This is a genomic window from Oscillochloris sp. ZM17-4 (genome assembly GCF_019599295.1).
Classification (GTDB): domain Bacteria; phylum Chloroflexota; class Chloroflexia; order Chloroflexales; family Chloroflexaceae; genus Oscillochloris.
The window spans coordinates 1-13,318 of sequence record NZ_JAIEWN010000059.1; the positions used below are offsets into that span (position 1 = coordinate 1).

The following is a 13,318-nucleotide window of genomic DNA, read 5'->3' on the forward strand; positions in this document are numbered from 1 at the left end:
AAACCTTGTCTATCGCGAACATCCCATCTATGGGACTTCTGCTATCCCATCTGTGAGATTGTATCCCTTGGAGCAACTATGCCCAAGCGGATGCAGGATCTGCCAGAGGAATACCAGAGCATCCAGCGCGCGCTGGCGCGGGCGATCGGCGCGCGGGTGCGGCTGCGCCGCGGCGAGCTGGCGCTCACGCAGGAGCACATGCGGGCGCGCATGGAGCTCGCGCAGGTGTTCATCAGCCGGGCGCAGTACAGCCGGATCGAGAACGGCGAGGCGCTGCCCAACGTGCCCGAGATCATCGCGCTGCGCGCCGTCCTCGGCGTGACGCTCGACTGGCTGCTGCTCGGCGAGCGGATGGAGCCGTGAGCGCCGCGCGGCGCATCACGGCTGACGGACGGCGTCGCCCGGCGCCCCGGCCGGCACCGGCGGGAAGATCAGGGTGAAGGTCGAGCCCTCGCCGGGGCTGCTCTCCACACAGATGTCGCCGTGCAGCATGCGGGCGAAGGAGCGGCTGATCGCCAGGCCCAGGCCCGTGCCGCCGTACTGGCGCGTCGTCGAGCTGTCGGCCTGGGCAAACGGCTGGAACAGCCGGTCCATCTGCGCGGGCGTCATGCCGATGCCGGTGTCGCGCACCGCAAAGGCGATCATCTCGGGGTGCGCCCCATCGGGCGCGCCCGGGCGCAGCGTGACCTCAAGCGAGATCTGGCCGCCCTGGGTGAACTTGGCCGCGTTCGAGAGCAGGTTCAGCAGGATCTGCCGCAGCCGGGTCGGGTCGGTGATCAGTCGCGGCAGTGCCGGGGGCGTCTGGAGCGAGATCGTATTCCCGCGCTGCCGGGCCAGCGGCTCGACGGTGGCGATCACGCCGTCCAGCAGCGGGCGCAGGCTCAGCTCTTCCAGCGAGAGCTCCATGCGCCCGGCCTCGATCTTCGAGATATCGAGGATATCGTTGATCAGCGCCAGCAGGTGCTTCCCGGCCCCGGCGATGCGCCCAAGGTCAGACTGCACCGTCTCATCGTGCTCGCCAAGGTCCTCGCGGAGCATCTCGCTGTAGCCGATGATCGCGTTGAGCGGGGTGCGCAGCTCGTGGCTCATGTTGGCGAGGAAGGCGCTCTTGGCCCGGCTGGCCTCCTCGGCGGCCTCCTTGGCGGCCTGCAGCTCCTGCTCCGTCCGCTTCTGGTCGCCGATATCGCGCAGCACCAGCAGGCGCCCGCTGACCAGGCCGCTCCGCCCGCGCACCGTGGAGATGCGCAGGTCGTAGTGCTCGACCCCGCGGCCCCGGTCGACGCTGATCGTCGTCGCCGCGTAATCCAGGCCGCTGAATTGCGCGACGAGATCCGCGTGGTCGGGCAGCAGATCGACCACGGTGCGCCCCAGCACCGCGTCGGCGTCGGCCCCGATCAGGCGCAGGGCGGCGGGGTTCACATCGACAATCCGCCGGCCCGCGTCCAGCACCACCACCGCGTCGCCCATATACTCGATCACCGCGTCGCGCGCGGTCGGCACCAGGTCGAGGATCTGGAAGCGCGCGATGCCGATGGCCAGCGCGACGCCGCTCAGGGCGAAGCCGAGCGGGGTCAGGTCCATAAAGCCGAACGGGCGCACCCCGGTGACATAGAGGATGCTCGCGACCCAGGGCAGGAAGACGCCGACCAGGATGGCGGCCCCCTGGCGGCGGTAGAGCGGCGGCGCGCGCAGCAGCCCGCGCACCATCAGCACCGTGCCGATCAGGATCAGCGTGTAGCTGACGATGAGGTGGTAGTACCAGAGCGGGCCGAAGGCGACGGTGAGGACCACCGCGCCCGGCAGGCGCTGGAGGCCCATGTCGCTCCAGAACAGCCGGTGCAGCATATTGGTCGGCGCGCCCAGGTAGGTCGGCAGCTGGAGCGCCGCCAGCCCCGCGACCAGCCAGGGCGTGACCAATCGCTCCCTGCCGCTGTAGATCAGCGCGAAGCACAGCAGGGCGATCGGGAGGGTGGCGATCCCCAGGTACTGGACCACCGTCAGGATCACCTTGCCGCCGTAGGCGCCGTACGAGAGCTCCAGCGCCTGGGCGACGCACCAGACGATGATCACCGCCTGCATGATCAGGAACGGCCGGGCCAGGGCGGTGCCGTGGTGCCGCCAGACGAGCACGAACACGGACGCCGAGATGATGGCGGCGACGCCGGGGATGATCGCGTACGGTGTCAGGTACCAGAGCATATAGTGTTGCTTGCGCGCGCCTCATACAGTCGGCGGGGAGATACGCCCCAAGGCATGTTTCAGAAGGGCCACGTTTACGTTACCGCCCCGCCATGGCCCTCACCCCCCCAGCCCCCCTCTCCCGTTCGCTGCGCGGCACGCCCTCCAGGTGTGAGCAGAGCAGGTAGGGCCTGCCCATCCCCGCGCCGTCGTCGTAGGCCAGCAGCTCGGGCAGGGGCAGGTCGATCTCGGCGCGCATGGCCGCCAGCGCCGACGCCTCAGCCGCCAGCGGGTTGCCGGCCCAGGCGTCGGCCTCGCCGCCCAGGCGCAGCACCGCCCGCCGCCCCTCGCCGATCGCGAGCAGCAGCGTGCGGTCTCCCAGTGCCGCCGCCTCGCGCAGGCGGGCGCCGGGCATGGCGTGGGAGAGGATTGTCCTGGCGGTGTCCGAGATCATCATGCCCCCGTAGGGCCGAAGCATTCGCGTTTGTCGCGTAGCGACAAACGCGAATGCTTCGGCCCTACGCCACATCCCGCAGAATCCCCACCAGCCGGTCGATATCGGCCCGGCTGTTCATCTCCGTCACCGCGAGGAGCATGGCGTCGCCGAGCTGCGGCTCATCGGCCGAGAGGTCGTAGCCGCCGACGATGCCCGCATCGCGCAGGGCGGCGTTCACCTCGGCGGCGGGGCGCGGCAGGCCCACGGCGAACTCCTTGAAGAAGGGGCCGTCGCCCAGGATGCGGTAGCCCGGCAGCTTGGCGATCTCGGCGGCGGCGTAGTGGGCGCGGTGGTAGCAGAGCTCGGCCATCGTGCGCATGCCCTGCTTGCCCATCAGGCTCATGTAGACCGTGGAGGCCAGCGCCATCAGGCCCTGGTTGGTGCAGATGTTGCTGGTGGCCCGCTCGCGGCGGATGTCCTGCTCGCGGGCGCGCAGGGTCAGCACGTAGGCCATCTGCCCGTCCACATCCTTGGTGATGCCGACGATCCGCACGGCGATCTTGTGGACATACTTCTGCCTGGTGGTGAAGATGCCCAGGTAGGGGCCGCCGAAGTTCAGGCCGATGCCGAGCGGCTGTCCCTCGGCGGTGGCGATGTCCGCGCCGATCTCGCCGGGAGTCTGGAACAGCCCGAGCGCGGTCGGGTCGAAGTGGACGCAGAGCAGCGCGCCCTTCGCCTGCACCTGCGCGGCGAGGCCGCGCAGGTCGTGCATGCGGCCGAGGAAGTCCGGGCTCTGCACGATCAGCAGGGCGGTCTGGTCGTCCACCAGGGCCAGGGCGTCGTCGGTGGTCGTGTCGGGCGTCTCATCGCCGGTGACGGTCACATCGAGGGCCTGGAGGTAGGTGCGCAGCACGGCGCGGTACTGCGGGTTGACCCCGCGGGCGACGACGATCTTGCGCCGGCCGCGGGTCACATTCAGGGCCATGATCGCCGCCTCGGCGATCGCGGTGGCCCCGTCGTAGTGCGAGGCGTTGGCGATCTCCATGCCGGTGAGCGAGGCGACCAGGCTCTGGTACTCGAAGATCGACTGGAGCGTGCCCTGGCTGACCTCGGGCTGGTAGGGCGTGTAGGCGGTGTAGAACTCGCCCCGGCGCAGGATCTGGTCGACGGCGGCGGGCACGAAGTGGTTGTAGGCCCCGGCGCCGAGGAAGATGCTCTTGCTGAGTGCGTTGGCGTTCTGGCCGCTCATGGCCAGCAGCTCGCGCACCAGCTCGGGCTCCGACATCGGCGCGGGCAGGTCGAGCCTGGGGAAGCGCTTCTCAGCGGGCACATCGGCGAACAGGTCGTCCGTGGTGGCGACCCCGATCGCCTGGAGCATCTCGGCTCGCTCGGCCTCAGTGATGGAGATATAGTGAGATTTCATGGTGTATCGTCATGGGTAGGGGCGCAGCAGCAGGCGCTTGCGCCTGCTGCTGCGCCCTTACTAATGCCCGCGATCCTCGCAGAACGCCGCGTACCCGGCGGCGTCCATGATGCCATCCTCCTCCGCGCCGGAGGGGCGGACGCGGATGATCCAGCCGGCCCCGTAGGGGTCGGTGTTGATCGCCTCCTGGCTATCGTCCAGCGCCTCGTTCACCGCGACGACCTCGCCGCCCACCGGGGCGTAGAGGTCGGAGCTGGCCTTCACCGACTCGATCACCCCGAACGAGTCGCCGGGGGCGATCGTCGCGCCCACCTTGGGCAGCTCCAGGTAGACGATATCGCCAAGCTGGTCCTGGGCGAAGTCGGTGATCCCGATCACCAGCTCCTCGCCCTCGACCCGCATCCACTCATCAGACTTGCTGTAGCGCAGCTCCGCCGGGACGTTGTGGCTCATGGTGTGTTGCTCCTTAGGGAACAGGGGACAGGGGACAGGGAACAGTGATTGTGGCCTGGGCCTGGTTCCTGTTCCCTGTCCCCTGTCCCCTACTTCTTATACTGCGGCTTGTAGAAGGGCATCTTGACGGCCCGCGCGCGCACGGGCTTCCCGCGGATGATAACATCGAACTCGCTGCCCTCGGCGCTGAGGGAGGTGGGGACATAGGCCATGCCCAGGGGCCGGCCGACCGTCGGCGCGGGCATGCCGGTGGTGACAAACCCGATCGGCTCGCCGTCGAGGGCGTGTACCGGGTAGTCGCCGCGGGCGACGCCCTTGCCGACCAGCTCGAAGCCGGTGAGCCTACGGCTGACGCCGGCGGCCTTGATCGCGGCCAGGGCCTCGCGGCCCACAAACTCGCCCTTGTCGAGCTTGACCACCCAGCCCAGGCGGGCCTCGTAGGGGTTGATATCGTCGCCGATCTCGTGGCCGTAGAGCGCCAGGCAGGGCTCGAAGCGCAGGCTATCGCGGGCGCCCAGGCCGCAGGGCGTCGCCCCCAGGCCGACCAGCTTATCCCAGAACTCCTCGGCGTGTACCGCGTCGAAGAAGAGCTCGAAGCCGTCCTCGCCGGTGTAGCCGGTGCGCGACACCATCGTGGTGTAGCCGAAGAGCGAGCTCAGGGCCACCCCGTGGAAGGGCATGGCCCCGAGGCTGCCGGCCCCGGACTCCTCGGCCCGGATCATCAGCTCCTCGGCGCCCGGCCCCTGCACGGCCAGCATCGCCCAGCGGTCCGAGCGGCTGACGATCTCCACATCGAAGCCCTCGGTGTGGGCGTGCAGCCACTGCCAGTCCTTCTCGCGGTTCGAGGCGTTGATCACCACCAGGAACTCGTCGGGCAGGTGGTAGATGAAGATATCATCGACGATCCCGCCGTCGGGGCGGCAGAGCAGGCCATAGTTCGACTGGCCCAGGGGGATGCTCGCCACATCGCAGGTGACGAGGTTCTGGAGGTACTCCTCGGCCTGCGGCCCGCGCACCATCAGGCGGCCCATGTGGCTGATGTCGAACATCCCGACGCCCTGGCGCACCGCGTTGTGCTCGTCGATGATGCCGCTATACTGGACGGGCATCTCCCATCCGCCGAACTCGACCATCCGTGCGCCTGAGGCGACGTGCTTCTCGAATAATGGCGTGCGTTGTAACATAGCCACTCCCCATTGCAGATTGCAGATTGCAGATTGCAGATTGAGCCAATCTGCAATCTGCAATCTGCAATCTGCAATTACTCTCCAAGTTCCTCGCGGACGCGCCGCAGCATCTCGCGACACTCGATTGCGTAGCGGGCCAGATCCTCATCACCGCCGGCGCGGGCCTCGCTGGCGAACTGCCAGAGAGCCTGGGCGGCCACCTCCTCCAGCAGCACCGGGTAGAGGTCGATCACCTCGACCATCGCCTCCTCGCCATCGGCGATCAGCAGGGCCTCGATCGCCTCCTCTAATGTCGGCCCCTGCTGGTCGGGTGAGGGGGGCTCGGCGGCGCGCGCCGCCCGCAGCTCGGCCAGGGCCTCGCGGCGCTCCTCAAGGGCGCTGGCCAGCCGGTCGTGGCCCTCGTCCAGGGCCTCGTTGACCCGCGCGGCCAGCAGGCTGTCAGCCTCAGGTCGCAGCAGCGACGGGTGGGCCTCGACGACGCCCAGCAGCTCGGCCCCGCTCTGGGCCTGCATGAGCGCCTGGATCGCCGGCTCGGGCATGGCGGGCGCCAGCAGCTCGGCGTCCGGCGTCTGCTGGTCAGGCTGGCCCCCCCCCATCTGTGCGAGCAGACGGCGGGCCTGCCGGAGGCTCTCGGCGATATCGAAGGCCCGCTGCTCGACGGCCACATCCGCCAGCTGGGCCAGGGTCAGGTCGGTGGCGGGCGCCAGCAGCACGGGGTGCTCCGCCAGCCCAGCTGGCCGAGGCCGGCCTGATCATCGGTCCTTGGCAGGCCGCTGTGCCGACGGCCGCCGGCGCGGCGGTGGCCCAGGCCGTCGGGGCCAGCCCGGCCCGCAAGCTGCTGATCCCCGTACCCGCCGAGGGCTGGGACTGGGCCGGGGTGGAGCCCCAGAGCGACGATGCGATCATCGGCCAGATCGTCCGCGCGGTGCGCCAGGTGCTCGGCGGCGAGCCGATCCTGCCCGCCCGGACCATACCCCCCCTGGCGATCGTCGGCGCGATCATCGGCGGGATCCTGCTGCTGATCGTTGTCCTGATCATGGCCTCGGTGTTCATCAACCTCGTCGTGTGAGGGCGGGGTGTGGTATAGTCTCCTCTAGCTCAACCGCATGAAGCGAATAGGAAAGACACCTCGTGCCGCCTGATCCATCCCCAGGCCTTGTCTCGTCGTCTGCGCCGTCAGAGATGACGCGCCACGAGACAGAGCCGCCTGCTGATGCCGAGACCCCCGCCGTGCTGCGCCGGCGGGTGCTCAGCCTGGCCTGGCCGGTCATCGGCGAGAACATGCTCGAGACCTCGCTCGACATCGTCAACACGGTGCTGGTCGCCGGGCTCGGCGCGGCCGCCCTCGCCGGCGTCGGCAGCGGCCTCCAGATCATGTTCTTTGTGATCGCGGCGCTCTCGGCGCTCTCGGTCGGCAGCTCGATCCTGGTCGCCCAGGCGGTGGGCGCGCGGGACCTCGTCCGCGCCGGGCTGGTCGCGCGCCAGTCGATGATCTGGAGCGGGATCTTCTCGGTGCCGCTGGCCCTGGTCGGCTTCTGGCTGGCCGGCCCGATCATCAGCATCTTCGGCCTGGAGCCGGACGTGGCCCAGATCGGCACCGACTACCTGCGCGTGGCCATGGGCACCGGGGCCGTGCTGGTGGCCCTGCTGATCGGCGGCGGCGTGCTGCGCGGCGCGGGCGACTCGCGCACGCCGATGCTGGTGACGATGGTCGCCAACGTGGTGAATGTCGGCCTGGCCTACGGGCTGATCTTCGGCCACTGGGGCCTGCCCGCCCTCGGGGCCGTCGGCAGCGCCTGGGCGGCGTTCATGTCGCGCGGGCTGGCCCTGGCGCTGATGCTGCGCGCGCTCTGGCGCGGGCGCAACGGGGTCAGCATCGCGGGGCCGGGGGGCTGGCGCCCGGCCTGGCCGCTGGCCCGCCAGGTGCTTGGCCTGGGCATCCCCTCATCTCTGGAGCAGGTGCTGCTGACAACCGGCTTCCTGGTGCTGACGATCCTGGTGGCGCACCTGGGCACTGCGGCCCTGGCCGCCCAGCGCATCGCTATCTCGGCGCTCTCCTTCTCGTTCCTGCCCGGCATCGGCTTTGGCCTCGCGGCCACGGCCCTGGTCGGCCAGAGCATCGGCGCCGGCCGCCTCGACAGCGCCGCGGCGGTGGGCAAGATCTCCACCACCTGGGCGCTGATCTGGATGAGCGGCTTCGGCGCGATCATCTTCCTCGGCGCGACGCCGATCATGCGGCTCTTCTCGCCTGACCCCGCAGTGATCGCGGTGGGCGCGGCCGGGCTGCGGGTGATGGCGCTGACCCAGCCGTTCTGGGCGGTGCGGATGGCTGGCTCTGGTGCCCTGCGCGGCACCGGCGACACCCGCTTCCCGCTGGTGATCGGCTCGCTGGGCGTCTGGGGCGCCGTGGGGCTGGCCTGGCTGCTGCTGCGCTTCATCGGCGGTAGCCTCCCCGGCGTCTGGGGTGCCTTCCTCGTCACCGCGCCGATCACGGCGGCGCTGACCTGGTGGCGCTTCCAGCGCCGCATCCGCGACCTGGCGGCCTAGGGCGCTTTCAGCACAGGGGTTGGGGGTTGGGGGTTGGGGTTGGGCGATGCGGCAGCACGCAGTATCTTCTCCAAAAAGGCTGCTTGGATCTAGGCGAGGGTCAATACCGCTCACATTTCTGTAAGGGATTCCCTGGCACGTCCTGTAGGGTGTCCCACTGACGATGTCAGTGAAATCGATAGACGCCCCATGCCGCCAAACCTGCTTCTCGGGCGGGGCGTTTTGTGCTACGCTTCACAGACCGCCAGGCGTGTGAGGCAGAGCCTGCCCCATTCAGCGATGGGAATCCTTGGTATGGCTGATGGAGCAGCCCGCATGTATGCATATTCCCGATTCTAGCGTGTACCCGAGCATCAACGCTTGGTCGCGCACACTCGCGTTTAATACATTCCAGTCTCATGAGATCTTCCTCCACTACCTGCGCTGGCTGGATCAGTCCTATGGGTCGACCATCACGTGTACGTTCCACGCGAATCGCGGCGTGGCGATCGGAATCCGCGGCGTCCCGCAGCTGTCGCTCGCGGTTGCAGATGAGCGCATCTGTGTACAGTGGCTGATGCCGGAGGAGAGCTACTGGGCGACGCTGCACGATGCCGTGAGCCAGCCCGGCGATCTCACGCGAACGCGCGAGGCTGGCCGCTGGCAGTTCTATGTTGACACGAAGCAGGATAGCTATCTGTTGCGCGATCTGACGAGCCACATTCATCGATAGTGACCGTGCTTATGGGCGGGTGCCGCGCCTTGGTGTGAAGGCAATACCCCAGAAGTAACGCTGTCACGCTGAGCGAAGCGAAGCGTCCCGGCCGGGATTCTTCGCTTCGCTCAGAATGACAGGACATTCCACATCGTGACCTCTGCGGTAGCGCGTGTGAAGGCTTGCGTTGTCAGGGATTTCCTCACGCGAGAGTCGTACCATTCCCGATAGGTGCGCGCTGCTGCTGCTGCTACACTGCGCTTATCGGTGGCTCTGACCGCAGCATATAGTAGGGGGAATAGATCATAGAGAGATGGTTCGTCGGGGGCACTGGGATTGCGCGATCTCGCGGGAGGTGTACTGTATGTCAACCAAGAACCGCACGGGCCGCGCTGATGGGTATATGCATCAGGCAGGCCAGCCTTCCGTTAGTGTGACGCAGGAGCGCGCGTCGTACAGCCAGTATGACGCGGCGGATGTGCTGGGCCTGGTGCGCGAGCATCAGCTGCTCGCGAGCCTCCCGGCGATGATCTTCACGAGCGGTCCCGATGGGGCCTGGGACTATGTGAACCCGTCGTTCTGCGCCTACACTGGCTACCCCGAGTCCTCGCTCATCGGCCTGGGCTGGGCCGCCGCGCTGCACGTCGATGACCGAGTCGCGAGCCTCTCTCGGTGGCAGTCCGCGATCAGGAGCGGCACGCCGCTTGTCATCGAGCACCGGCTGCGCTGCGCCAATGGCAGCCACCACTGGTTCCGCATGCAGTGCGCGCCGCAGTACGGCGCGGCGGGCGAGATCATCCGCTGGGTCGGGATCAGCACGCCCATAGAGGCTGAGCACCAGGTGGAGCATGAGCGCGAGCTGCGCCGCGCCGCCGAGCAGGCCCTCGACTCGCACGATGGGGTGATCGCCATCGCCGCCCACGAGCTGCGCGCGCCGCTCACCGTGCTCCTGGGCCAGGCGCAGATGCTCCAGCGTCGGCTCGCGGCCCGTGAGGCCGCCGACCCCCGCGACCGGCGGTCGGTTGATGTGCTCGTCGATCAGTCGCTCCGGCTCGCTCGGCTGCTCAGCGCGATGCTTGATGTGGCCGCTGTGGATAACGGGCTGCTCCGTATCTCCCAGACGACGCTTGACCTGAGCGTCCTGGTCCAGCAGGTGGTTCAGTCGCTTCAGCCGAGCATGGCGTCGCACACCCTCCGGCTGAGCGCCGATGTGTCGCCGCTCTGGGTGTCCGGCGACGCGCTCCGGATCGAGCAGGTGATCCAGAATCTGATCCAGAACGCGGAAAAGTATAGCCCTGCGGGCAGCGACATTGCGATCTGGGTTACGTCCTACGGCAGCCAGGCGCGGATCTCGGTGCGCGACCATGGCATCGGGATCGCCGCAAGCTCACGGCCCTACCTGTTCCAGCGGTTCTTCCGGGCCAAGGGGGCGGATTCGCACGCCGCGCCGGGGCTTGGGCTTGGGCTGTATATCTGTAAGGCGATCATCGATCTTCACGGCGGGAGCATTGAGGTGGAGAGCGCGGTGGGCGCGGGGAGCACGTTCACGATCCTGCTGCCGCAGCTGTGCTAGACATACGCTTTCTACGGCCCAGTAAACGGGGAAGAACTCACTTGCGCGAAACGAGGGCAGCGTGTATCATCACGCTATCTACGTAGGGCGATCTGGGGCAACGGCGCCCCATGGTCGCTCTCTCAATGTACGAGCGCGTAAGGAGTTGTGTATGGAGTACCGTGAGCTGCTGTCCACCCTTGAGGAGGGCCTGGAGAACGGCCGGATCTCGCCGCAGACGGCCGCCTATATCGCCGCCGAGATCCTCGGCGTCGAGGCTTATGAGACGGGCTACCACGAGTGGGACGCGGCGCGCATGGCGCTGGCCGCGCGCGCGGCTGAGGCTGAGGTCGAGGTCGAGGAGCTGGCGCTCGCGTAAGGCGCGCGTGGGGTAACGGGTAGGGCCACAGCGCGCTGCGGCCCTACCCGTTACCCTCTTTTTTCGTTGTCTGCAAGAAATCGCGCAGGGCCGCGCCGACCTTCGCCGGGTCGTAGCGCAGGGTGTCCTGCTTGTTCCAGAGCTGGCGGTCGGCGCCGGGCGGCTCGCTGTAGTCGTCGACCAGGGGCCGCACGCCGAGGGACGCGATGGCGGCGATCTCGGCGTCGTCGGGGTCGAGCAGCCGTAGTCCGTCGGCGGCCAGCCGCGCCACACGATCCTCGGGCAGGCCGGGGCTGCGGTTGATGATCGCCGCGTCGAGGTGCCCCGGCCCGAGCAGCTCCTCCAAGCGGGCCACGTGGTCGTAGGCGCCCATGCCGTCGGTCTGGCCGGGCTGGGTGGTGGAGTTGCACACATAGACCACCCGCGCCGCCGTCGAGCGCAGGGCCTCGACCACGCCGCCGAACTGGAGCGTGGCCAGCACCGAGGTGAAGAGGCTGCCCGGCCCGAGCGTCACCAGGTCGGCCGTGAGGATGGCCTCCAGGGCCTGCGGGTGCGCCGTGGCCGGCGGGTCGAGGAAGAGCCGCCGGACCGTCGAGCTGGGCCAGGGCCGCGATCAGCAGGTTGCCGAAGGCCATGCCGTCGAGGGCGGGGTGATCGGGGGCGCGGAAGCGCTGCTCAAGCAGGCGCGGCCAGAGGGCGCCGGGGTCGGCCGCCAGGGCCGCGATGGTCGCCCGCAGGTCGCCGGGGGCCGGGATCCCGCCCACCGCGCGGGCCACGCCTGTGCTGCGGCCGGTGTCCGTCACCGCCACGACCGCCGCCCGCCGGGCGAAGTGGGGCGCCGCCGCGAGCAGCACCTGGGAGGCCCCGCCGCCGCCGCCGATGGCGACTAATGTTGAATGCTGAGTGTTGTCCATAGCTTTATGGGGAGGGGTTGGCGGGGAGGCGAAGCCTCCCCGCCAACCCCTCCTTTCATTAATGCACAATATCTCCCGTCTGCACCGCCTCAAACGCGCTCCCCGGCACCCCCTTGAGCTGGTTCAGGTCGTCGTCCACCCAGCCCGGGTCGGTGGCCCCGCTGATATACCAGCTCGTGCCGTTGTCGGCCACGATCATGCCGTAGCGGCGCAGCGCCTCCAGGATCACCCGCGACTGGCCGGTGAAGCCGGAGATGTCGTAGCTGGCCTTCAGGCGCAGGCGCAGGCCCATCGGCGGGAAGCTGGCGTCGTCGGTGGCCCCGGCGGCGTGCGTGGCCGGCAGGATGGAGCCGCGCTGCGAGCGCCAGACGGTGAAGCGCAGGGCGTGGCGGATCTCCCCGGCGGCGACCTCGTCGTGGCGCGCCAGCCCTGGCAGGATGGGCAGCCCCGCCGCGTCGGCCGAGGTCCAGCCGGCCGTGCGCAGCGCGTTGCTGCGCAGGTCCCACACCGCGCCCGAGCCGGCCTCCCAGCCCGCGCCGACCTGGCTGGCGTGGTAGAGCTCGTAGAGCTTGCACTCGCCCTGGCGCAGCACGAGCACGTGGCTGTCGCCAGCCCCGCCGCCCTCGACCGGCGCGTTGAGCGGCACCGGGTATGGCCCGGGGTCGCTCTCGTCGGGGTACTCGACGAAGGTGATCGGCACCAGCGGCTGGCTCGGCGGCACCACCACGAAGGGGATGCCGTAGCTCTGGTTCTCGCCGAAGTCGGCGTGCAGGAACTGGCTCCCGCCGGCGCTGATGCTGGCGATGTAGGCGTCCGAGCCGGGGTCGACGGGCAGGGCGGAGACATCCTGGTTCCAGGCGTTGTCGGCGGGGAAGACCGGGCAGCCGGCGAGCTGCGGGCCGGCCGGGCCGTTGGCCACCAGGGGTAGGTAGGCGCGCGGGGCGATCTGGCCGAGGGCCACGCCGCCGACGGCCAGAAGGGCCAGGGCGATGGTGAGGGGCAGGGCGATCCGTCGCATAGGGATCTCCTCTTGCTTGTGCAAATGTTGAATGCTGAATGGTGAATGTTGAATTATCGCCCCTCTCATTATCGTCTTGCTGTGCTACTTCGCAAGAGCTTGCGGCATTCAACATTCAACATTCAACATTCAACATTCACAGAGCAGCTCCCGGTACAGCTCCACCGTCTGCCGCGCCACCACCGGCCAGGCGAAGGTTGACGTAACGATTCTGACGCTCTCCTCGCCCCAGGCGGGCCAGCGCGCGCGGTTGGCCAGGGCCGCGCGCAGCTTCTCGGCCAGGTCATCGACGCTGCCTGGTCGCGCCAGGTAGCCGTTGCGCCCGCTGAAGACCTTGTCGGGGATGCCGCCGGCCGCGCTGGCGATGATCGGCTTGCGGTGGATCATCGCCTCTAAGGTGACTAACGAGCTGCCCTCATATAAGGTCGGGTGGATCACCAGATCGACCTCCTCGTAGAGGCTGTGCAGCTCGGCGTCGTCGAGCTTGCCCACAAAGGTGACGTGCGCGGCGATGCCGGCATCGCGGGCCTGCTGCTC

15 protein-coding genes and 1 pseudogene are annotated in these 13,318 nt (G+C 68.8%); 6 read left to right on the forward strand and 10 right to left on the reverse strand.

Annotation, left to right across the window (positions count from 1 at the left end):
* The first annotated feature begins 78 nt into the window (after positions 1-78).
* The gene (locus K2Z83_RS25125; RefSeq protein WP_220597923.1) at positions 79-363 is read left to right on the forward strand and encodes a helix-turn-helix domain-containing protein; all 285 of its coding nucleotides are present in this window, start codon (positions 79-81) and stop codon (positions 361-363) included.
* A gap of 15 nt (positions 364-378) precedes the next feature.
* Here K2Z83_RS25125 and K2Z83_RS25130 read toward each other — a convergent pair whose 3' ends face one another.
* From K2Z83_RS25130 to K2Z83_RS25155, 6 genes are all read right to left on the reverse strand, one after another.
* Positions 379-2,199: a histidine kinase N-terminal 7TM domain-containing protein gene (locus K2Z83_RS25130; RefSeq protein ID WP_220597924.1), complete on the reverse strand. Its 1,821-nt coding sequence runs from the start codon at positions 2,197-2,199 to the stop codon at positions 379-381.
* Between the two features lie 79 nt (positions 2,200-2,278).
* Complete coding sequence (locus K2Z83_RS25135; RefSeq protein WP_220597925.1) at positions 2,279-2,635, reverse strand: hypothetical protein; 357 nt, start codon at positions 2,633-2,635, stop codon at positions 2,279-2,281.
* 61 nt (positions 2,636-2,696) lie between these two features.
* Entirely contained in the window at positions 2,697-4,037 is a 1,341-nt protein-coding gene (gene gcvPA, locus K2Z83_RS25140) for an aminomethyl-transferring glycine dehydrogenase subunit GcvPA (protein ID WP_220597926.1), read from the reverse strand.
* A gap of 60 nt (positions 4,038-4,097) precedes the next feature.
* A complete protein-coding gene (gene gcvH, locus K2Z83_RS25145) occupies positions 4,098-4,490 on the reverse strand; it encodes a glycine cleavage system protein GcvH (protein ID WP_220597927.1) in 393 nt (130 codons plus the stop codon).
* A gap of 89 nt (positions 4,491-4,579) precedes the next feature.
* The gene (gcvT, locus tag K2Z83_RS25150; protein WP_220597928.1) at positions 4,580-5,674 is read right to left on the reverse strand and encodes a glycine cleavage system aminomethyltransferase GcvT; all 1,095 of its coding nucleotides are present in this window, start codon (positions 5,672-5,674) and stop codon (positions 4,580-4,582) included.
* Between the two features lie 77 nt (positions 5,675-5,751).
* Positions 5,752-6,390 (reverse strand): hypothetical protein, encoded by a 639-nt coding sequence (locus tag K2Z83_RS25155; protein WP_220597929.1) that lies wholly within the window; start codon positions 6,388-6,390, stop codon positions 5,752-5,754.
* A gap of 62 nt (positions 6,391-6,452) precedes the next feature.
* Here K2Z83_RS25155 and K2Z83_RS25160 point away from each other — a divergent pair, with 62 nt between their 5' ends.
* From K2Z83_RS25160 to K2Z83_RS25180, 5 genes are all read left to right on the forward strand, one after another.
* Entirely contained in the window at positions 6,453-6,746 is a 294-nt protein-coding gene (locus tag K2Z83_RS25160) for a hypothetical protein (protein ID WP_220597930.1), read from the forward strand.
* A gap of 113 nt (positions 6,747-6,859) precedes the next feature.
* A complete protein-coding gene (locus K2Z83_RS25165) occupies positions 6,860-8,224 on the forward strand; it encodes an MATE family efflux transporter (RefSeq protein WP_220597931.1) in 1,365 nt (454 codons plus the stop codon).
* A 319-nt stretch (positions 8,225-8,543) separates the two neighbouring features.
* Positions 8,544-8,936 (forward strand): hypothetical protein, encoded by a 393-nt coding sequence (locus tag K2Z83_RS25170; RefSeq protein WP_220597932.1) that lies wholly within the window; start codon positions 8,544-8,546, stop codon positions 8,934-8,936.
* A gap of 346 nt (positions 8,937-9,282) precedes the next feature.
* Positions 9,283-10,491 carry a PAS domain-containing sensor histidine kinase gene (locus K2Z83_RS25175; protein ID WP_220597933.1) on the forward strand — a complete coding sequence of 403 codons (1,209 nt, stop codon included), beginning with the start codon at positions 9,283-9,285 and terminating at the stop codon, positions 10,489-10,491.
* Between the two features lie 151 nt (positions 10,492-10,642).
* Positions 10,643-10,849: a hypothetical protein gene (locus K2Z83_RS25180; RefSeq protein WP_220597934.1), complete on the forward strand. Its 207-nt coding sequence runs from the start codon at positions 10,643-10,645 to the stop codon at positions 10,847-10,849.
* Between the two features lie 43 nt (positions 10,850-10,892).
* On the opposite strand, the gene K2Z83_RS29440 is transcribed toward K2Z83_RS25180, so the two are convergent.
* From K2Z83_RS29440 to K2Z83_RS25195, 4 genes and pseudogenes are all read right to left on the reverse strand, one after another.
* The gene (locus K2Z83_RS29440) at positions 10,893-11,390 is read right to left on the reverse strand and encodes a 2-phospho-L-lactate transferase CofD family protein (RefSeq protein ID WP_255604499.1); all 498 of its coding nucleotides are present in this window, start codon (positions 11,388-11,390) and stop codon (positions 10,893-10,895) included.
* A 103-nt stretch (positions 11,391-11,493) separates the two neighbouring features.
* Positions 11,494-11,763 (reverse strand): annotated as a pseudogene (locus K2Z83_RS29445) (2-phospho-L-lactate transferase CofD family protein); the annotation flags it as partial.
* A gap of 58 nt (positions 11,764-11,821) precedes the next feature.
* Entirely contained in the window at positions 11,822-12,850 is a 1,029-nt protein-coding gene (locus K2Z83_RS25190) for a hypothetical protein (protein ID WP_220597935.1), read from the reverse strand.
* A gap of 60 nt (positions 12,851-12,910) precedes the next feature.
* The coding region (locus K2Z83_RS25195) for a glycosyltransferase family 4 protein (protein WP_220597936.1) at positions 12,911-13,318 on the reverse strand (408 nt) is incomplete at its 5' end.

Bases quoted from the DNA above. Each gene is read 5' to 3' on its own strand.
- K2Z83_RS25125 (WP_220597923.1), top strand. From the start codon at position 79: ATGCCCAAGCGGATGCAGGATCTGCCAGAGGAATACCAGAGCATCCAG.
- K2Z83_RS25130 (WP_220597924.1), bottom strand. From the start codon at position 2,199: ATGCTCTGGTACCTGACACCGTACGCGATCATCCCCGGCGTCGCCGCC.
- K2Z83_RS25135 (WP_220597925.1), bottom strand. From the start codon at position 2,635: ATGATGATCTCGGACACCGCCAGGACAATCCTCTCCCACGCCATGCCC.
- gcvPA (WP_220597926.1), bottom strand. From the start codon at position 4,037: ATGAAATCTCACTATATCTCCATCACTGAGGCCGAGCGAGCCGAGATG.
- gcvH (WP_220597927.1), bottom strand. From the start codon at position 4,490: ATGAGCCACAACGTCCCGGCGGAGCTGCGCTACAGCAAGTCTGATGAG.
- gcvT (WP_220597928.1), bottom strand. From the start codon at position 5,674: ATGTTACAACGCACGCCATTATTCGAGAAGCACGTCGCCTCAGGCGCA.
- K2Z83_RS25165 (WP_220597931.1), top strand. From the start codon at position 6,860: ATGACGCGCCACGAGACAGAGCCGCCTGCTGATGCCGAGACCCCCGCC.
- K2Z83_RS25170 (WP_220597932.1), top strand. From the start codon at position 8,544: ATGCATATTCCCGATTCTAGCGTGTACCCGAGCATCAACGCTTGGTCG.
- K2Z83_RS25175 (WP_220597933.1), top strand. From the start codon at position 9,283: ATGTCAACCAAGAACCGCACGGGCCGCGCTGATGGGTATATGCATCAG.
- K2Z83_RS25180 (WP_220597934.1), top strand. From the start codon at position 10,643: ATGGAGTACCGTGAGCTGCTGTCCACCCTTGAGGAGGGCCTGGAGAAC.
- K2Z83_RS25190 (WP_220597935.1), bottom strand. From the start codon at position 12,850: ATGAGAGGGGCGATAATTCAACATTCACCATTCAGCATTCAACATTTG.